The organism is Methanomassiliicoccales archaeon LGM-DZ1 (genome assembly GCA_030168595.1).
GTDB lineage: Archaea > Thermoplasmatota > Thermoplasmata > Methanomassiliicoccales > Methanomethylophilaceae > Methanomethylophilus.
The window spans coordinates 1731427-1750702 of the sequence record CP115556.1 but is presented as its reverse complement, the minus strand read 5'-3'; the positions used below and the strand labels follow the sequence as shown (position 1 = coordinate 1750702).

Below are 19276 nucleotides of genomic sequence, written 5' to 3'. Positions count from 1 at the left end.
GGTACCGCCCGGGCTTCAGATCCCCCAGCTCGATGTTCATCACCCTGACGCGCACGAGCCTCACCACGCCGTATCCGAAATAGGCGCACATCCTCCTGATCTGCCTGTTGAGGCCCTGCCTGAGCACTATCCTGAGCACCCTCGGGCCTTCGGCCGATACCTTGCAGCGGCGGGTCATGACGCCGTCCCCGAGCGGGACGCCCCCGGCCATCCCCTCCAGGAACTCCGGCACGATGTCGCGGTCCACGGTGACCACGTACTCCTTCTCATGGCCGTACCTGGAGCGCATGATCCTGTTCGCCAGCTCGCCGTCGTTGGTGAGCAGCAGCAGGCCCTCCGAATCCTTGTCGAGCCTCCCCACCGTGAAGATCCTCTTGGGGTACCCGATGTACTTTATGACGGAGCCCTCGTTCCCGCGGTCCGAGGTGCATTCCAGGCCCCTCGGCTTGTTGAACGCGAGGATCACGGCAGGCCCCCGCTCCTTCGCTATCTTCCTGCCGTCGATGCGCACATCGTCCGCGGAGGAGACCTTCTCCCCCATCTCGGCAGGCCTCCCGTTGACCGTGACGCGGCCCGCATCGATGATGCGGTCGGCCTCCCTGCGGGAAGCGACGCCTGCCTCCGCGATGAACCTGTTGAGGCGAACCCGTTCCTCCATATGCTGATGAATCAGGACCCCGTTATTAACGCTGACGATAAACCATAAACCGCCTGCGCGATATCCTGCGCATGAGTCTATTCGGAAGGTCCCGCAGCGGCCCCGTCATCCGCGAGCAGAAGGCCGAGATGAACTGGGACACTGAGGACCCCTTCATCTTCGCGTCGCACCACAGCGACGACTATCCCCCCGGGAACCGCCAGCAGGCCCCTCCCCTGGAGGAGATAAAGAGGCGCCAGCTCGGGAACGATTTCACCAAGGAGCTGGGATACCGCATGTACCGCGGGAAGGTCGCCCCCGGGTTCCCGCTCCACCCGCACTGGGGATATGAGACGGTCACGATATGCACAGAAGGCTACATCGACCACTTCGACAGCCTGGGCAACCAGGGCAGGTTCGGGTACGGAGACATGCAGTGGATCACCGCAGGCGGCATGTACGCCCATGACGAGATGTACCCCCTCGCCTTCGCCGACAGGAAGAACCCCCACTCGGTGACCCAGATCATGATCAACCTCCCGCTGAGGATGAAGAAGGGCCCCGCAGAGGTCAGCGATGTCTGGGCGGAGGACATCCCGACGGCCGAGGGCGAAGGATGGAAAGCGTGGATCTACGCCGGCTCCATGTTCGGGAAGACCGCCGAGGTGCCGAACAAAGGGAGCTGGGCGGCCGACCCGTCCCACCATGTGAGGATCGCCAGGTTCGCCGCCGAGCCGGGAGCGTCGTTCAGCCTGGAACCCATCGGCAGCGGCACTGGGCGCAGCATCTACTGCGAGAAGCCCGTCACGGTGGCCGGGAAATCCTACATCAGGGAGACCAGGCTGAAGCTCCGCCCCGACACGGAGTGCACCGTGGAGAACGGGAGCGAAAAGAACGAGATCTGGCTCCTCGAGGGGGACCCCATCGGCGAGAAGCAGCGCTCCTGGGGGCCGGTCGTCCTCGGGACCGATGCCGAGGTCCGCGAGGCCAACAACGAGATCCGCAGGAAGATGCTCTCGGAGTGGCCCTGGGACTACGTCAACAAGACCCAGCCTGTCGCTACGGACCGTTTCATCCGCTATGCGGACGGCACCGAGAAGCGCCCGAAACAGAAGGACCCGAGGGAGCTTCCGCCGGCCAGGCCGTTCACCGAGGAGGACATCGCCAGAGAGCGGGAGATCGACGCGAAGCAGAAGAAAAAGGAACGCTTCGCGGACCGGTGGAACGAAGACGACTGAGCCAGATGCCGGGCCTCCGCTCCCGGAGGCCCGCTATGTGCAGGAACGACAGGAAATCCGTCCGTTGCTGGAACATCTTTAATATCCGCATCACGGTGCAAGTATCATGGTCAAAGAGGTTCATGCGGCACATATACTCGTCAAGGACGAGGCGAAGGCGAAGGATCTGATGGCACAGGTCCAGGCCGGAAAGAATTTCGGCGAACTCGCCAGGAAGTACTCCGTGTGCCCTTCCAAGAAGAAGGGAGGCGACCTCGGCTGGTTCAGGCGCGGCCAGATGGTCAAGCCTTTCGAGGATGCGGCGTTCTCCGCGAAGAAGGGGGATGTCGTCGGTCCCGTGAAGACCGAGTTCGGCTGGCACGTGATCAAGATCCTCGAACAGAGATGAAACAGGACCATAACCGATCGGAGGACATATCTACATGGCTACAGCAAGTGCGAAAAAGGAATCGGCCAAGCCTGCGGCTAAGAAGGCCGCCCCCAAGAAGGAGACCGTGAAGGCCGCGTCCGAGACCAAGAAGGTCTGGCACATCACCAAGAGGACCGACGACAACCTGTGGCAGGTCAAGGCCGAGGGCGCCCAGAAGGCCACCAGGACCTTCACCACCAAGAAGGAAGCGGAAGAGTTCGTCAAGACCCTCAAGTCCAACAACGAAGGGTCCAGGGTCGTCTCCCACAAGAAGGACGGGTCCTTCCAGAAGAAGTGAAGAACCGCGCTATCATTTAGTATAGTGCTAACAGTCAAATAGCCGGCAGGCGTGAGGGAGTATTATGAGCGTGGAACCGCGTTATGATTGCGCGATAGACGCCGCCATGTCAGTCATCGAAGGCAGGTGGAAGACCGTCATCATGTGCAAGCTGGGGCGCGCCGGAAAGCCGATGAGGTACAACCAGCTCATGAACTCCATAGACGGGATCTCCCCCAGGATATTCACTATACAGCTGAAGGAGATGGAGAACGACGGGATCATCTTCCGCAACGTCATCTCCGAGAGGCCGAAGACCGTGGAATACTCCCTCACCGAGAGAGGCATCAGCCTGCTGCCCATACTCAAGGACCTTGCCGAGTGGGGCCTCAGGAACATGTTCCCCAATATGGTGGAGTTCCCGAACGACATGACGGTCCCGGATGACAGCGAGATCAGGAAGGCAGTCGCTGCCAACTAAAACTTTTTATATCAAATCTCTATCTAGAGTTTTGGTCAGACGGCCACAGCAGAGGGGTTCACCCGGTCCCATCTCGAACCCGGCAGTTAAGCCCTCTCGCGTATCTGTCGCGTACTGTATTGCGCAAGTGTACGGGAAAGCAGACACGCTGTCTACCACTTTTCTTCTCTTCATCTTCCTGTATCTCGCATAATCTGTCCGGCAGCCTATGCGATTCAGCTGCCGGTTTGGGATTCGAGATCACTAGAATCCATCAGAAAACGGCAATGACCTGCACAGAGATATTCTTAGGATCGCCGTCTGACTTGACAGTGAAGCACTTGTAGGATTGAGTGTCTGAAACGGTTTTCGTCTTGAGATCATCCGCCTCTATCCACTTCTTGCAATCATCCAGAGAGTCTTCTAAAACGAAAGCTCCGGTATCTGGGTCGATGCAGATGTATGTGTCTATCCTGACCTCGCCACTTTGTGATTGTTGAACGAAGTCCGATCCATTCGCCACTTGGCGGTTTCCATAGCTTACGCTGCCAGTTGACCCGATGATCTCGGCCCGGGATGACCGTTTTCAGGCCGTAATCGCAAGATCCTTCTCGATATCGGCACGCATATTGCCGAAGATCTCCTTGGAAACGGGGTTCCAATTGCTGTAGACGGCCTCTTTCCTGTTCCCGTTCTCCATCATCCTCGTAAGTGTCAAATGGCCCAAAGACCAGACGATGGATTCGGTGTTCGGTTTCTCGATGACGGTCTTCTTCCTTCCCCGTTTGCCCTTTATCCTCTCCCTGCCCTTCATCTCGTATCTCGCCATGGCTATCGCTGTTTCAGAAAGGAGAGCCAGCATCATGGATCCGCGGATGGACGGTTCGCTCCACACCCTCAGAGGTTTGAGCCCCGTGACCCTCTTCAGGGAATGGATCAGGTGCTCCACGGTGGCCCTCGCGCGGTACTTCTCAAGAGCTTCCAATGGTGTCAATTGCTCCGAGGATTCCAGTTTGAAAATCCCTGCACGGGTGCCCATGATCTCCCGGATTATGCCATCCCTCTCACTCTCGTCGAATGCGAATTTCGTCTGAAGGCTCACCTTCACCTCCACATCCGCGAGAACGTTCCTCTTCACCGTTACGAAATCCGATTTTCTGAAATGCCCGTCCTCGTAGGTCCTCACCGCCTCCACCATACGGTCGAAGCTCTTCGATGCGGAATGATACGAACGGTTCCAATTGTCTAAGGAGAAGAACAGATACGTCGTCCTCCCGGAAGAGTCGAAGGTGTGTTTCTTACAACACACCCCTTCCTCCACATACTCCCATTCGCATTCGGGATCGTTTATCCGTTTGTCATCGGATACGTTCATCTTCACCCTCGTGAGATATTTATGCCCCGCATCGACGATGGAATCCAGGATGTCCCCCGATGCACCTCCGTTGTCCACGATTATCCACGAACCCTCCCGTATCATGGAGAAGATGTCCGGGAGCGCATCCCTGTACTGCTCGGGATCGGATGTGTTCCCCTTGTACGCCCTCATGAAGAAAGGGATCTTAGACTTCTGGAGTTCCGCTGTCAGGAACTCCACCTGTTTCCTGCTCTGGTCCCTGAAATCCCTGGGATAACCTACCGCACCCAATTCGGCTTCCGGACCGTTGACCACTACCGCTGAACCGTCGATGTTCACATCGGTGTTCTCGAAATGGTATCTTGCATCGAGCCCTTCCCACAGCTTCACTATGATCTCGTCGCTGTGTTTCCCCAACAGCGATATCGCACGGTTGATGGTCCTCTGCGATAGACCCGAATCCAATCCGAGCTCCTTCCGCACATCCTTGTTCTTCAGCCAATCGGAACACCTGCTCATTGAATTGCTGCCCATGAGGATGTGCGTGCACATCGCCACCAGTATCCTGCTCATGGGGACCCCGCGTCCTTTGAACGTATCCACGAACTCCAGAACGCCTGCAGAACCGAGATAATGCTCCACGGTTTTCACGAGACCGATAGGAACCGATATATTGTCGTTAGGACTGGGAAGTTCCGTCCCAGTCGCGATTAGTTTTTGTGTCACAGCTGAACATCGGACCGGGACACTTTTCGTTTTCGCCTCATGCCCCTGAATCCGTGTTCAGTTTACCCCTGGTGGCGAGGTCAGGGTCTATAATATCTGAAGCACTGATTGTCAAAAGCGGATCGATCTGCTTTCCGTTCTGATCCACGACCCCTGTGTCCATCTTCTGCATGAACTCATTCCAGAAATTCAGAACGGAAGAATCGCTACCCATTTTCACATGAATCACAAAGCAATCTATCGAAGCAGGGATAGGCACCACTATCGTCGACTTACCGGACAGCGTCGTCATGGTCTCGTTGCAGGACACATAGACAGAGGCGTAGGTATTGCCGCCGGAACTCACGCTCTCTCCCTGGAAATATGTCCTGGTAAACTGATCCGGATTCGTCAATTTCCGATCTTTCTCCTCTTCGGCGGTGAGAATGTCTGCGAGCATCGACGACCCATCAACCTCAACTGCGTTGCCTGTGTTCGTCACTGTAGACTCCAGCCCCATGGCAGGAGATATCAGGGAGGGCATGAGCAGAAAGATAACAGCGACAACAGTAAAATGCCCGCTCTGTTACTCAACGAATATCTCATACATTGTGTCCTCCTCAGATGCAGCCACAACCCGTAAGGGGGTGCGGAGATACCTCCGATAAAGGCTCATTTGATTGAGTTATAGTACGGTATATACTCTATATTTGCTCCTTTCTAAAAATGAATAAAAATATTGGTATACAGAACACACTTCCGTCAACAGTCCGAATGAAATAACACCGAACCCTGCAGAGGATGCCATTCGGCACCCTATGTGCAAGGTTCCTATGCCTTACCCGAGGGTGAAGCTCACACTGTATGATAATTCCGTCAACGGAGCGGGAAGATCTTCGGCCTCTACGGTCAGAAAGATCTGCTGCGACGAATGCCCGTTCTCGAGCGGCACGTAGAATATGCCGTCTGTCCCTTCTATGCTGACTGACACAGGGTCGGAAGGCTGTCCCAGCCACAAACTGAAGTTTATATCATCAGAAAATCCCGATGCAACATCTATGTGCCAAATAACTTCTGCCGCACTGTCGGCTATGTCATCTGCGGATATGTTGATGTATCCCTGACCGATCACTGTCCTGTCGATGAAAAAGGTCATGTCGCCGTTGATCTGAACCGACCCGCACATGAATGCAGCCTCACTGGAGAAGTCGCCCTCCTGCATCGGACTTCCTCCAGGAACATCGGAGAGATAACATGACATATTGTTGCTGGTACTGCTGCTTGAATCCGCCGAATGGATCAGCAATATGGTGCTTGCACTGAGTATGGACAAAAGGCAAACGATCAGGGCTGAGAACTGAATGTTACGGTTCTTTTGCGTCATATTATCGCTGTTTGTTTTTCCTCCTTGTGAATAAAAAATCGCAGGGGAAATTTATAAAGAGCACGCGGTCCGTTCAATTATAGTTGATATTTTCGATTGCGGATATATTCGAAAAACAAAAAATATGAACATAATTATGCATTTATGTGCAAATAGTTGCTTAATTTATTGTACTTTGTACTGCAAAACAATAGTAATGAATCGAAAATATTATACAAAATAAAGAGATAGGTCGTTTTGTTATCCATCTGATGCAGAAATAATGATCGAGTTGGATGTTTGCTATCTTTTTTGATATATTCTAAAATATCAATCTGATAGATGTTTGTACATTATTAATTTTAATTTTTGAACAAATAATCATTTTTAAACATGCGTTTATAGTCAAAGAATAATAAACGAATTTGAATCATTCTTTTTCGAATGATTCCGCCATTTTATGTAATCTGATACCTGCCCGGTGATTTTTCAAAAGAGCCAGACTATGAAATCATAAGATCGTCTCTCTTGCAAATCTGTCGCTATCCTATCGGCGAAAGAGTCATAGCCGATTATACCTAACAACCAGAACGCCTTGCCTGCCGTCCAGCAGACCTCAGCACCAAAACAAGCCATCGAGGAGGCGTGCTGCGTTCGAATTCAGATTTACTCAGGCGGAAGGCGAGTAAACGAGAATCTCGATCCAAAGCAGCGCATAGCCCCTGTGGCCCGTTATCGTGATGTCGGTCTCACTGGAACCCGGGATCCAACTAGCGGTATCTGGGATCTCGGCCGTGCAGATCAATGCGCTTTGGGTGCTGTCTGAGAAGTACACATATGCAACGTAGCCGGTCTGAGACTGGAATACGGTATCGCCTTTCAGGTCTATAGACGGCGGATTATCGGAAGAACCGCTTGTATCGATAGATCCTCACTTATGCATCGATTTGATAACAAGGGGTTCATTGGATTTTTACCCCGAGAGCTTCGAAGAGTTCCCTCTGGGCCTTGGTGACCTCGTTCAGTCTCCATTTCCCGCCGATGCACGAGATCTTCAGCTTCTTCAGGGTGTTCAGCACGTCCGGGACCCAGTAATCGCCCGCCAATCCCTTTTCCTTCAGCAGGTTTATCAGCGTCAGCCTGAGCCTTAGTGACAGGAAGTTCACCAGGAGTCCGCCTTCGGCGGAATCCTGGTCCGATTTACCTGTTATGCCCACGAACAGATCCGACTGAAGCTGCGAGAAATCATATTCCACCCCGTTCCTGAGACGGTACTGCATCAACAGGTCCAGCCAATGCTTGTCCGACGTCGTTATCACCGCGAACCTTCCGCAAGCGTTCTCCTTGGCGGATATCGCATTGCGTTTCCTCGTCACCACGGTCTTCCCGTTGCCGTCCGCGGCGAATTCCAGCAGATCCGCGGTCTGCTGTTCCGTGCGTGTGAGCTTCTTCCTGGCGAAACGGTCGTATTCCGTACCGGACAGCCTGTTCTCGAGCTCCCCGATCCTCGAATACAGCGTGGCGATCTCCTTTGTACGCTTCGAATCGTCCTGGAACACCAACGCCCTGATCGCCCCCGCGTCCCCCTCGGAGGCTTTCACCAGCTCCTCGTCCTCAAGTCTCACGAATGTCTCGTATCCCCTCACCACCGACCGTGCCAGATAGTCCGTGTTCAGGGGCGAGTCTATCTCCCTGACGCTCTCCGACAGCAGCAGTTTGGATATGCCGACACGTGCAGGTATCGGCACGGTGAACCCCATTCCGCGTTCCAGCATCATCTGCACGTTGCCTATGCTGAAGAACCCCCTGTCCATCTCCAGTTCTACGGGGGAACAGTCCATGGTCCGGAGGTCCGAGACGATGTTGTCCAGTGTGGATACGTCCGCCACCGAACCCGGATAGGTGCGGTAGCAGAACGGGAGGTTGTCCTCCATCGAATGCACCATGCCTAGATTGAACTGTCTGGATCCGGTGAGGTGGGTCTTCCTTCCTACCTCCGCATATTCGAGGTCCTCGGAATCCGTGCCCAGGCACACTATGTCGAAGATTACGCATCCGCTCTTCGGGGCGAGTTCGTTGAACAGGAGTTCCCTCTGCTCCGAAGCGTGGCCCACGGTCTGCAGGAACCGGCAGACCGACGATTGTTCGAAACCCCAGTCGACACCGAGAAGTTCCCGCAGGTAGGTGTCGTCTATGGCATTCTCCATCTGGTTCACGGTCACGGGATCCACGATGCCCAGTATGGCCATGGCCAGCAGCCTCCTTCCGTCCCTCACCCCGTACACGTCGTCCAGAGCGGACGTGAGTCCGCTCCTCTCCGCCAGCTGTACGAACAGCTGGTACGGCCCGTACACCGGACTGCAGCTGACCGTCCTGTTCCTGGCCGGTTCCTTCAGCAGATTGCCTTCGGCATCGCACACGCCCAGATACGTCCTGGTCTGTTTCGAGTTCTTCTTGACTGGATCCCAGACTCCCGTGACCTCGTACAGGTAGTATCTGCCGTTGCTCTGCTTCTGGACGACCTTGTAACTCATTGTTAAGAATGATAACAATGATTGTATAAAAACCCTCGTTCATTTCGGATTAGCCAGCATATCAAAAGTCCTTGTTACGATGACCTTGTTATCAAGTCATTGCATGAGTGAGGATAGATATCATAGCGTAGCTGCTTGAGTTATTTGTGCAGCGCACCATGACCAAGAACTTATACCCCGCAGGCACGTCCAATTTAACATTGATATCCTTATTGTATCCGACAATGCTCTTCTCATCGCTGCCGTTGGTCACGAAGGCAGCATAGCGACCGTCGCCGTAATCGTCTGTATCGATAGTAAACGTAAGGTCCGGGTTTGACCCACTTAGAATCTTGCAGAGATCGTCAGAGGAGTTTATAGATGACGACTTGCTGAATGATATCGTATTGCCTGTGTTGGTAGATTGCGATTCTATGGCAGAGGCGGCAGGAATCGCCGAAGCAAACAGGATCGCGCCTATGACGAGGAATACCAGAATCAATCTGGGCCATGACACAATAACTGAATGGACAACGGTTTGTTTCATGGCATATCTTCTCCACGCATATGCATTGGTGTCTAGAAAGCAAAATTCTAGCGTGAATCTGCAGACTCCGCGGACCGAAATTGGGTTACTTTCGCTGTACTGCATATTTGCTATTTTTGATTTGTATACGAACACGATATATCTGGCACACTATTATTGAACGCATAATCGGATACAGTTACATATTGAACAGATCATGAAAATCTCTGATATCCAATTAGAATGCATCCAACATACCATACAGGCCGATATCCACATACTCGGCATCCGTCCGCGAACTTTGCGCAATCCATGATTGAACTAAACAGTCAAGGAGTGAAAATAAAATGTTGCTCCCTTCCGCAGAAGGGAGCGGTAATGAGTTTGTCCTCTTGTTCAATGATCAGTTGCTGACAGAGAAGAGGATAGAATAAGTGAAGCCGGAGTAATCTGCAATTGCATTAGTGTAATCGGCATTCACGAGGGAAGCATAGAGCACAAAGGACTCTTCACCGTTAAGGAATGCATCACTCGACTCGCCGGTGAGGGTGATAGTTCCAGCAACAAGTGCATTACCAAGAGAGATAACATAGTTAGTGCTGCCTGCTGCAAGGATGAACTTCATGTCAGTGGGCACGGTGCCGGCAGTCTTATTGAGAGTAACAGAAACATTCACAGTAGAACTGGTTGAAGAGCCAGAGTTGCTCGCGCTAACCTTAAGCTTGCCTTCTCCGATCTTAACTGCCTTGTATGTAACGTCGCCGACTGCGACATCGCTAGCACCATCGATGCTGACCTTTGTGTTTCCATTTGTCTGAGTAGTTACAAAGCCAATTTCAGCACCGTTGGCAAATCCATTTCCTACGAGCGATGCGCTCCCGTCTGTATTGCGAAGGTCAACTACCAGAGCGTTCCCAGTCACCGCGTTGTCGTTGTTGGTAGAGGTGCTGTTAAGACCGTATCCGATTCCGATAACGGCCACAGCGCACAGCATCAGCGCGATCAGAGGGACGATGAGTTTCTTCTTGGAGTTGTTCTGTTCAACAGATTCCATTTTCATTCCTCCGAACAGGCTTCTGACAGCCTGAACGGAGGCTCTATTATTTCCGATATATAAGCAGTTGCTCACCCAGTATCTGAAATTATGAATCAGATACAACGTCTGGACTGTATCCCCCTCGATGAAATCTCCGGTTTCTGATGTTTAGGCGTTAGTATGTAATCCAATAAACCGGCAATTAAAAGAGCACCGATCTGCACCGCCGCAGGTCATGGTAAAAAACAGGAAGAAGTTTGGTGCGGGCTTCCGCCCGCTTTCCGACTCAGGCGCCCGGATCAGTAGGCGATGTATCCGGTGTCGGAGTCGGTCATCTTCTCGTACATGCGCTTGTACGCGACGAAGCCGACCGCCGCGATGAGAATCGCCGCGTCCATGATGGCGTTACCAACGAGCCCAAGTCCGTCAACAACGTTGAGCGCGAGGATGGCGACCGCTGAGAAGATCCAGATTGTTGCTGCTGTGTAGAAGTCCATTTTCCAATCTCCTAGAGGGGCCTCGCCCCTTCTTGATAATGATATTGTCGCGGTCAACTTATATATGTTAGTAGATATTATTAAATAATACTTTAAAAAACTATAAACCAAGTTACGAACATGTTCAATTAATGCCTGAACATGTGCATCGAACCCAGAAAGCATAAGACGTAGGCCTTTGATGAAACGATGCTCACTTTTGGACATTAAATCCGGGCCTCGGCAGCGATCGCAGCCGACCTTGATTCCTTCAATTAAACTTGATCAAGCGGCCGAACAATGCCTCGATACAGCCGTGCCGTCGATACCGTCTTCCGTCCGACAGAGACCTGCCGCATCGAATGAACGGGCAGGCCGAACGAATCAAACACTCGTCCGATAGAATGAGAAACTCAAAAACACCTGACCAAACAGTCAGAATAGAGATTGGTGAGCCCAATGCGATTTTACGTCAATAACGAAGGGCACGTCAGAAGATACCAAAAGCGATATGCCAGTCAAGAAGATGAGTTCAATGAGTGGGCCCAATGCGATTTGAACGCATGACCTTCCGATTATCAGTCGGACGCTCCACCGACCTAAGCTATGGGCCCAACAGCCATTGTATCGAGATATTGTATTTAAAGATTCCCGATTCCAGATTCTGACCTCAAATATGTGGATGAAATAAAGAAAACTACACAACACGATCGCCTGTAGAGAAAGCCCGAAGAGCTCCCCCGCAGATCGCCTCGGGCTGAAGAAACCGCCCGCAGGGGCTTCCGTATGAAGACAATAATTGCGGGAATAATCGCCCATTGCCTCTGCCCCTGAATCCATGAACAGTCTCCCCGATCGTCTGCCTTCAGACCGAAAGAACCAGTAAATGCAGTTTTGAGCCTGGTAACCTTAAAACGGATGAACCCGATTAAGACCCGATGTCCGCTGATTTCGAGGAGCATGACAGGATATTCCAGCCTATGCCGTATATCTTCATGGTAGGTGTCTTCGCGGCTGCCAGCATATTCATAGCGGCCTGCGCTGCCCTCGATGTGGGCGGAACCCCCTGGTGGATGTTCTATGCCACCGCGGCCATCACGGTCTTCGTTGCCGTTTTCTGCCGCTGGATCAGTGTGAGCATAATCGTGAAGGACGGTGTTTTCAGCTCCGGGATCCTCAGGATGTACCCTGTGCAGATGTCCGATATCATCGATGTGAAGACCGGGGATATCGATATCATGAGGAACTACAGCGGATGGGGCATCAAGAAGGTCAGGTTCAAGACCTATGCCTGCCCGGGAATCGATACCGCAGTATCCGTGAAGGTTGCAGGCAGGCTCGTCGTCACCGTCACCACCGCGGATCCTGAGGGGCTTGCCGCCCTACTCCGCCCCGATACCGGCGGAAACCCGGAGGCGAAGGAATGACGCATTCCGTGTTCCACTGGCTCAGGGTGGAGGCGTTCGTCTATGCCACCGAGAAGGAGGACCTCGTGAAGGAGACGTTCTCCTCGCTCGTGGGCACCGATGAGTTCCAGACGGAGATAAGCGAGGGGGAGCACGGCAACCGCATGCTCATCCTCCAGTTCATGGCCTCGAGGCAGAAGGAGATGGATGCCGTGTTCGGAGCCCTGGGGCAGAAGGTCCTGTCCGACCTGACGGCCGACCTGGAGAACCGCATCGACGACGACTGCGTGTTCTACACCCGCCTCGACAAGCAGAAGGCGGTGCAGGGCGAATGGGCGATCGCCCATCACGGCGATGTCATATCCATCACCGGCAAGGTCGCGTCCAACCCGGCGAAGAAGGAGATCGCGGTCGCCAATATGAGGAACTACCTCGGTTCCTTCGCTCCTTCTCAGGCTCCCCGGGAGGGAGCTCCGGAGCAGGCGGAACGATCTCGAACCTGACCTCCTTTATCCTCCGCCCGCCGGTGGCGGTCACGGTCATGCGGACGTCCCCGAACAGCACCGAATCCCCCACTCTGGGTATCCTCTGCAGACGGTACCCGAAATAACCCCCTACGGTAGAGGAATCATATCCGGAGTCCTCGAACGACCTGCCGATCTTCTCGAAGACATCGTATATGTTGGCCGCCCCGTCGACCACGTACGAGCCGTCAGGCTCCTGCCTTATGGGATAATCGACCGTGTCGTTCTCGTCCCAGATCTCCCCCACGAGCTCCTCGAGCAGGTCCTCCATCGTCACGATGCCGACGGTGCCCCCGTAATCGTCGAGGACGACCGCCATGTTGAGCTTGGCCTTCTGGAGGTCGCTCATGACCTTCGCCACGCTCGCGTCCCTCGGGACGAACTTCACCGGGCGGATGATGTCCGTCACGCGGAACTTCTTCCCGGAGGTGTACTTCGCGAAGAAGTCCTTGATGAACACCGCTCCCACAATGCGGTCGATGCTCCCTTCGTAGACGGGGATGCGCGAGAACCCGGAATCGACGAAGATGTTCTTCAGTACCTCCGCGTTGACGCTCACGCTGGCCGCCGTGATGTCCACCCTCGGGACGCAGATGGCCTCCACCGGCTTGTCGTCGAGCTCCATGGCCGACTTGATCAGCTCGCTCTCGCTCTTCTCGAGCTGCCCCTCCTCCTGGATCTCGTCGATCATGACGCCGAGCTCCGCCTCGGTCATGGTGGGCTGCTTCTTGCCGTCGTCGCCGATCGCCGCGGTGAGGGCGTTGGTCACCTTGAGGAAGATCCAGGTCAGCGGGGACAGGGCGACTATGATGCCGTGCATCAGGCCGGCGTTGCGCATGGCCATCTTCTCCGGATGGTGCTTGGCCAGCGTCTTGGGGGTGATCTCCCCGACCAGCAGCAGGACGGTGATCATCAGCACGGTGGAGATGATGGTAGCGGTCCCGGCATCGTATATCTCGGTGAGGACGAAGGTGGTGAGGGTGGATGACGCGATGTTGACGACGTTGTTCCCGACGAGCACCGTCGTGAGGAGCCGGTCGAAGTTGTCCATGTTGGCAAGCGCCCTCCGGGCCCTCTTGTCCCCGTCCTCGGCCATCTTCTTCAGGCGCGCGGTGCTCGCAGAGGTGTACGCTGTCTCGGTCCCGGAGAAGAACGCCGAGAATGCCAGAAGTAATACGATCACTGCCACCAGGATCGCGAGGGTTAGAGAATCCATGTGCCTGCTTCACGTCCGGGACGCCTGAACGTCCCTATGCGCTTTCTAACGGGCATCTGCCTTATAATGATTGCACCGGATGCGCCGTGCAGGCCGGGCCCTGCGCAGGATGCCACTAATTTTAAAATATTAGAGGGATACCGATGGCAAGGTAATCGAAATGCCCACCGAGTTCAAATACGAGATTGTGGAGAAGATCGCTGTGCTCTCCGAATCCTCCAAAGGATGGACCAAGGAGTTCAACCTCGTGAGCTGGAACGAGAAGGACCCCAAGTACGACATCAGGGAATGGTCCCCCGACGGCACCAAGATGGGCAAGGGGATCACCCTCTCCCCCGATGAGGCCGCCATCCTCAAGAAGGCCCTGAACTCCCGCAAAGACCTGGAGTGAACCTCTCTGCGGCGGAGGGCTGCTGCCCTCCCCGCGGACTGCCGGAGACGGAGGAACACTACAATGACAAGATACTGCACCGAATGCGGGCGCGAGATAGCCGACGGGGACAAGTTCTGCCCCTACTGCGGAGCGTCCGCCGAGCCCGACGCCACCTCTTCCGGGAACTGGTCCCCCGGGGCCGGATATCAGCAGGCCCCGGAGAACGCCCGCTGGCTCAATGATTACAGGCGCGTCACCGCCTATCTCCTCCTGCTCTGGGGGGTCATCGCCCTGATCGACGGCATCTACTCGGCCGTGCTGAGCGAGTCGAGCGCCGATACCATGATCGATGCCCTGGAGGATGCCGGGCTGTGGGAGAACGGGGAGTACATGGGGCTCGACAGGAACGACTTCGTGAACATCATCCTCGTCAGCAGCATGGCGGAGATCATCTCCGGGGCCCTGGCGCTCGTATCGGGGCATTTCACCTTCCGCGCGCAGAAATACAAGCTGTCGCTCTGGTGCTGCCTCCTGTCCACCATCTTCGCCTGTTTCGGCATCATAACGCTGATCTGCGGGATCTACGTCACCTACAGGATAAGCAACTGCAAAGAGTCGTTCGGGTCCTGAACCTAACGGCGCGGGCCGAACCCTCCCTGCCCGGGAGGGGAGGCTCCGGCGGTTATGTCTGGGTAAACGAAGTCCCGGGCTGCCGCCATCCGTTTTTTTTGCAAAACAGTAAAGGAAAGAACTCTGCACCGCGAAGACCGCGGCGCATAGATAGGAAAAGTTTCAGCCGTTCGGAGACGGGGGCATTGCGCCCCCGTTCCGCATTCACCAGTTCTGAGCCTGGATCTCGAAGAAGGACTGGGGGTGCTTGCACACAGGGCAGATCTTGGGGGCTTCCTTGCCCACGTGGATGTGCCCGCAGTTCCTGCACTTCCAGATGTAGACCTTGTCCTTGGCGAAGACGGCGCCGTTCTGGATGTTGGCGAGGAGCGCTTTGTACCTCTCCTCGTGGTGGGCCTCGATGTCGCCGACCATCTTGAAGAGGTTGGCGATCTGGTCGAATCCCTCGGCCTTCGCGGTCTCGGCGAAGTCCTTGTACATGACGTTGGTCTCGTAGTTCTCGCCGTCGGCGGCCTCTTTGAGGTTGGAGATCGTGTCTTTGATGTCCCCGCCGTTGAGCTGCTTGAACCAGATCTTCGCGTGCTCCCTCTCGTTCCCGGAGGTCTCCATGAAGATGTCGGCTATCTGCTCATAGCCTTCTTTCCTCGCTTTGGACGCGAAGTAGGTGTATTTGATGCTTGCCTGCGATTCTCCGGCGAATGCCGCGCGAAGGTTCGCTTCGGTCTTGGATCCTTTCAGTTCCATTCTGATAATCCTCCGTTGGTCTTTCCTATTTCGGTTTATCTTTAAAGAGATTTCCAGCCAGACCCTTATTTTATGTAATACACTGGGAAAATCCCCTGCACTGCGCTCCGCGGACGCAGGTTTTTCTACATACCTGCCGATGGCGGGAACATGGAAGCCTCTTCGGGACTGGGAACGCTCTTCCCGTCCATCACCTCGCATGCCGGCCTGGACTACGGCGGCGGAGCGGCGGACCTGTTCTACTCGGACGAGACCATGGGGGAGAGGCCGACCGTCATCTACTTCCCCAACTACACGTTCGACAGGTTCCAGAAGGGCCCGTCCCCCCAGCTGTGCGCGTCTATCGCCCAGCGCGGATGCGCCGTGTTCTCCGTCGACCTTTACGGCCGCTCCGCGCAGAACGGGGCCTGCGGGATGCTAGACGGCCTGAGGGATTTCATCGGATGGGCGGAGTCCAGGGCGGACGATTACCGCCTCGACCTGAAGAGGGCGGCCTTCGCCGGCAGCGGCACGGGCGCGGCGATGGCCCTCTGGGCCTCCCTCGCCTGCTGCTCCGGACGCGCCAGGGACGCCTACGGATCGGAGATCGGCATCAGGCCGGCTGGTATCGGCCTGTTCAGCGGGCTCACCGACCTTTCCGGGATCAGGTGCAGGAAAGCGGCCGCCGCGCTGAAGAGAGCGGACTCGGCGCGCCCCGGGATGGGGGAAGCGTTCGATCCTTTCACCAACCACGACCTCAGGGAGGTCCCGCCCGTGTTCCAGGCAGTGAAAACAACAGAGCCCGCCTGCAGGGACGCCAGGAAGCTGAAGGAGCTCCTGGACACGAATGCGGTCAGGAACCGCCTGATGGAGTTCCCGGAGACCGGGGGCCTCTCCGACTTCTTCGCCGAGAGATGCCCCCTGTGCATGGAATCCGTCCGTTCCGTGTCGGCGATGCTGGAACGTTTCGGCTGGAGATGAGCCGAGACCTCAGCGGCGCCTGATCCTGTCCATCAGCCCTTTCTTCAGGTTCCCGTTCTTATCGAACTTCCGGCGCATCAGGAGGTCGTAGTTCTTCTTGGCCTCCTCCGACCCGGGGCGGAGCCTCATGACCGTCTCCAGCTCCTCCTTGGCGGCCTGGTAGTCCTTCAGGTCGTTCAGGAGGAGGACGGCGTAGTTCTGATGGTAGGCGTAGTTGTCGGGATCGGCAGCGATGGCCTTCCTGTACCATTCCGCCGATTTCTCGAAATCCATCTTCTGCTTGCGCAGGAACACCGCGTAAAGGCCTGCGACCTGGGCGAACTCAACGGGGTCGTTGCGGCCCGCAAGCAGATGTCCCAGATGCTCGAACTCCTCCTCGCATTCGTCGATCTTGGTCTTGTCGCTGGTCTTGATGCTGGTGGCGATCTTGAGCGCATCGATGTTGTCGGGCTCGAGGTCCAGGACGACGTCTATCTGCATGACGGCCGTCTTCGTATCCTTCAGCCCGTACTGGTAGACGCGCGCGAGCTCCAGCCTCGGGGAGGTGCAGTGGGGGTCGGTGGCGAGGTAGTTCTCGAGCGTCTCCGCCGCGCCGGCGAAGTTGCCGTTGCTCTCCTGGTTCTTGGCCTTCGTGATCGCAGCATATGCCGGGTCTGCCATGGCATGGCGGAATGCATACCTGTTTTTAACCAGTGCGACCCGGCAGGGCCGTCATCCCTTCCTGCGCCGGTGCAGGACGGCGAACCTGTCCGCGATCCCGTCCCTCAGGCCGCGGTAGAACGTGTTCGCGTAGATGAAGGAGCTCACCGCGGACATGCACAGCACGAAGACGATGTACCCCAGATACGAGAAGAATATCCTGGCGGTGTCCGCCCCGGTGTAGAGGCATATCCAGAGAAGGGTGAGCATCAGGAAGACGAAGAGCCACCACCTGAACATCTTGGCCTTCATGCCCTTCCAGAGGACATAGGGGCGCGGAGCCGCCGAGACTGCCTCGGCGCCCAGGGAGCGCAGGATGCTGACTGGGATCACCAGGACGGTGATGAAAAGGGAGATCAGGACCATGGTCGCCATCATGTCCGTGAAGTTGATGGTGTCCAGGAAGACCGGGTTGAGGAAGAGGTAGGAGGCGATGATCAGCCCCGTCCCCACGGTGTACTTGAACACCCTCAGGAAAACATCCCTGCTGAAGCCGCCGGACTCCTCCGGCTCCAGTTCGACGTCGGTGACGTCGATTATGTCAGGGACGGCGAAAAGGGACAGGGAGCGCCTCTTGAGCTTGGACTCCCCCGGTTTCATCATCGACAGGAGGATCCTGTGGTAGTTCCTCCTGAAGTATGCGCAGACCACTGCCAGCACCCCGTAGGTGGCGAGGATGACGGCCGCCAGGAGGACGCAGATGCCGACAACCACCCCTTCCCAGGAGATATCCCCGTCCATCCCGACGGCCTCGGCGAAGATCATGATGAAGTCGTTGACCGACTCCTCCCCGTCGCCGAAGACGAACCACAGCACCGTGCCCATCAGCGCGGCCGCGGCGAAGGACACGGGGACGGAGATGAAGGGGGGAACGATCCTCGGTCCGGAAAGTACGGCGGCGGGAAGACCCAGGATGGCGAAGCCGAGCGCGTAGGACAGCCCGAGGGCATAGATGAACTGACCCAGGGAATGGCTGTCCCAGGCAACGATGAACGCGGCGATGCCGATCAGCCCGAAGAGAACGACGAACGCCGGGAAGATCCTGATGATGGCCGAGTCGAGCGTCCGCTCGTTCCCGGGCTCATTTATCTCGCCCTCCACGTCGTCCTCCGGCGGTATGGCATACATCTCGGACGCTCATGGCGGGACATGATTAAAATAAATCGCCCGGAGAACGGGTTCGCAACCGCGTCCTAATTTCCATGCCAACTTATTTTAAGGTCCTTCAGTTAGACTCGGATAGGCATTCGGATACCCGGGACCCGCTGAGTAGGTTAGGAGTAAAAGAATACCCGGAAAAAGAAAAGAGGAATATATCATGGCCTACGGAGACAACGGCGGATACAGGGGAAACAGGAACGGCGGATACAGGGACAGGGACCAGCCCAGGGAGTTCTTCAAGGCGGTCTGCTCCGACTGCGGAAAGGAGTGCGAGGTTCCTTTCAAGCCCACCGAGGGACGCCCCGTTTACTGCAGGGAGTGCTTCCAGAAGCACAAGCCCGAGAACCACAGGAGGTTCTGAGAACATCCTTGGCAGGGCCGAGGCCCTGCCGCATCCAAACTTCTTCCTTATTTTGCCATATTTTTCAAAGACCCAGCAGTCTGCGCATGAGCCTGTATGCGGTCCGCAGCATGCTGCGAACGGATGAACCGGAAAAACCAGATGAGCGGAACACCGGCAGTCTGTGCCAGCAACGCAATCGCAATAAAAGAGAGAAGAAAAAGGT

At 55.6% G+C, this 19276-nt stretch carries 20 protein-coding genes, 1 tRNA gene, 1 rRNA gene and 2 pseudogenes; 11 read left to right on the top strand and 13 right to left on the bottom strand.

Going from position 1 to position 19276, the window contains the following annotated elements; genetic code table 11:
* Positions 1 to 49: 49 nt before the first annotated feature.
* A pseudogene (locus tag O8W32_08640) lies at positions 50 to 658 on the bottom strand (pseudouridine synthase).
* Between the two features lie 71 nt (positions 659 to 729).
* Here O8W32_08640 and O8W32_08635 point away from each other — a divergent pair.
* The 5 genes from O8W32_08635 (at position 730) to rrf (ending at position 3199) form a co-directional block, all read left to right on the top strand.
* Positions 730 to 1875 carry a pirin family protein gene (locus O8W32_08635; GenBank protein WII09220.1) on the top strand — a complete coding sequence of 382 codons (1146 nt, stop codon included), beginning with the start codon at positions 730 to 732 and terminating at the stop codon, positions 1873 to 1875.
* A gap of 106 nt (positions 1876 to 1981) precedes the next feature.
* On the top strand, positions 1982 to 2263 hold the full coding sequence (locus O8W32_08630) for a peptidyl-prolyl cis-trans isomerase (GenBank protein WII09219.1): 282 nt from the start codon (positions 1982 to 1984) through the stop codon (positions 2261 to 2263).
* 34 nt (positions 2264 to 2297) lie between these two features.
* On the top strand, positions 2298 to 2582 hold the full coding sequence (locus O8W32_08625) for a DUF2188 domain-containing protein (protein ID WII09218.1): 285 nt from the start codon (positions 2298 to 2300) through the stop codon (positions 2580 to 2582).
* Between the two features lie 64 nt (positions 2583 to 2646).
* Complete coding sequence (locus O8W32_08620) at positions 2647 to 3042, top strand: helix-turn-helix domain-containing protein (protein WII09217.1); 396 nt, start codon at positions 2647 to 2649, stop codon at positions 3040 to 3042.
* Between the two features lie 35 nt (positions 3043 to 3077).
* Positions 3078 to 3199: ribosomal RNA gene (rrf, locus tag O8W32_08615) — 5S ribosomal RNA — on the top strand.
* Between the two features lie 408 nt (positions 3200 to 3607).
* Here the strand turns inward: rrf and O8W32_08610 are convergent.
* From O8W32_08610 to O8W32_08575, 8 genes are all read right to left on the bottom strand, one after another.
* On the bottom strand, positions 3608 to 5020 hold the full coding sequence (locus O8W32_08610; GenBank protein ID WII09216.1) for a hypothetical protein: 1413 nt from the start codon (positions 5018 to 5020) through the stop codon (positions 3608 to 3610).
* 121 nt (positions 5021 to 5141) lie between these two features.
* The gene (locus O8W32_08605) at positions 5142 to 5627 is read right to left on the bottom strand and encodes a hypothetical protein (protein ID WII09215.1); all 486 of its coding nucleotides are present in this window, start codon (positions 5625 to 5627) and stop codon (positions 5142 to 5144) included.
* 294 nt (positions 5628 to 5921) lie between these two features.
* A complete protein-coding gene (locus O8W32_08600; GenBank protein WII09214.1) occupies positions 5922 to 6305 on the bottom strand; it encodes a hypothetical protein in 384 nt (127 codons plus the stop codon).
* A gap of 1103 nt (positions 6306 to 7408) precedes the next feature.
* Positions 7409 to 8980: a hypothetical protein gene (locus O8W32_08595; protein ID WII09213.1), complete on the bottom strand. Its 1572-nt coding sequence runs from the start codon at positions 8978 to 8980 to the stop codon at positions 7409 to 7411.
* A 91-nt stretch (positions 8981 to 9071) separates the two neighbouring features.
* Entirely contained in the window at positions 9072 to 9641 is a 570-nt protein-coding gene (locus tag O8W32_08590) for a hypothetical protein (GenBank protein WII09212.1), read from the bottom strand.
* Between the two features lie 247 nt (positions 9642 to 9888).
* On the bottom strand, positions 9889 to 10539 hold the full coding sequence (locus O8W32_08585; GenBank protein WII09211.1) for a hypothetical protein: 651 nt from the start codon (positions 10537 to 10539) through the stop codon (positions 9889 to 9891).
* A gap of 281 nt (positions 10540 to 10820) precedes the next feature.
* Positions 10821 to 11018 carry a hypothetical protein gene (locus O8W32_08580; protein ID WII09210.1) on the bottom strand — a complete coding sequence of 66 codons (198 nt, stop codon included), beginning with the start codon at positions 11016 to 11018 and terminating at the stop codon, positions 10821 to 10823.
* A gap of 519 nt (positions 11019 to 11537) precedes the next feature.
* Positions 11538 to 11611: transfer RNA gene (locus O8W32_08575), tRNA-Ile, on the bottom strand.
* Between the two features lie 324 nt (positions 11612 to 11935).
* Here O8W32_08575 and O8W32_08570 point away from each other — a divergent pair.
* Both O8W32_08570 and O8W32_08565 read left to right on the top strand, forming a co-directional pair.
* Positions 11936 to 12424: a hypothetical protein gene (locus O8W32_08570; protein ID WII09209.1), complete on the top strand. Its 489-nt coding sequence runs from the start codon at positions 11936 to 11938 to the stop codon at positions 12422 to 12424.
* Positions 12421 to 12906, top strand: a complete 486-nt coding sequence (locus tag O8W32_08565; GenBank protein WII09208.1) for an exosome protein — start codon at positions 12421 to 12423, stop codon at positions 12904 to 12906. The genes O8W32_08570 and O8W32_08565 overlap by 4 nt, the downstream gene beginning before the upstream one ends.
* 43 nt (positions 12907 to 12949) lie before the next feature.
* On the opposite strand, the pseudogene O8W32_08560 reads toward O8W32_08565, so the two are convergent.
* Positions 12950 to 14143, bottom strand: a pseudogene (locus O8W32_08560) (hemolysin family protein).
* Between the two features lie 160 nt (positions 14144 to 14303).
* Between O8W32_08560 and O8W32_08555 the strand changes: the two are divergent.
* Complete coding sequence (locus O8W32_08555) at positions 14304 to 14534, top strand: PC4/YdbC family ssDNA-binding protein (protein WII09207.1); 231 nt, start codon at positions 14304 to 14306, stop codon at positions 14532 to 14534.
* A 63-nt stretch (positions 14535 to 14597) separates the two neighbouring features.
* Positions 14598 to 15146 carry a zinc ribbon domain-containing protein gene (locus O8W32_08550; protein WII09206.1) on the top strand — a complete coding sequence of 183 codons (549 nt, stop codon included), beginning with the start codon at positions 14598 to 14600 and terminating at the stop codon, positions 15144 to 15146.
* A 204-nt stretch (positions 15147 to 15350) separates the two neighbouring features.
* Here O8W32_08550 and O8W32_08545 read toward each other — a convergent pair whose 3' ends face one another.
* Positions 15351 to 15890, bottom strand: coding sequence for a rubrerythrin family protein (locus O8W32_08545; protein WII09205.1), 540 nt, complete (start codon positions 15888 to 15890; stop codon positions 15351 to 15353).
* A 150-nt stretch (positions 15891 to 16040) separates the two neighbouring features.
* Here O8W32_08545 and O8W32_08540 point away from each other — a divergent pair, with 150 nt between their 5' ends.
* Positions 16041 to 16850, top strand: a complete 810-nt coding sequence (locus tag O8W32_08540; GenBank protein ID WII09204.1) for an alpha/beta hydrolase fold domain-containing protein — start codon at positions 16041 to 16043, stop codon at positions 16848 to 16850.
* Positions 16851 to 16859: 9 nt separating this feature from the next.
* Here the strand turns inward: O8W32_08540 and O8W32_08535 are convergent, their stop codons facing one another.
* Together O8W32_08535 and O8W32_08530 are read right to left on the bottom strand one after the other, a co-directional pair.
* Complete coding sequence (locus O8W32_08535; GenBank protein WII09203.1) at positions 16860 to 17510, bottom strand: hypothetical protein; 651 nt, start codon at positions 17508 to 17510, stop codon at positions 16860 to 16862.
* 51 nt (positions 17511 to 17561) lie between these two features.
* Positions 17562 to 18677 (bottom strand): hypothetical protein, encoded by a 1116-nt coding sequence (locus tag O8W32_08530; GenBank protein ID WII09202.1) that lies wholly within the window; start codon positions 18675 to 18677, stop codon positions 17562 to 17564.
* A 190-nt stretch (positions 18678 to 18867) separates the two neighbouring features.
* On the opposite strand from O8W32_08530, the gene O8W32_08525 reads away from it, so the two are divergent.
* Positions 18868 to 19071, top strand: coding sequence for a hypothetical protein (locus O8W32_08525; protein ID WII09201.1), 204 nt, complete (start codon positions 18868 to 18870; stop codon positions 19069 to 19071).
* The last annotated feature ends 205 nt before the right edge of the window (positions 19072 to 19276 follow it).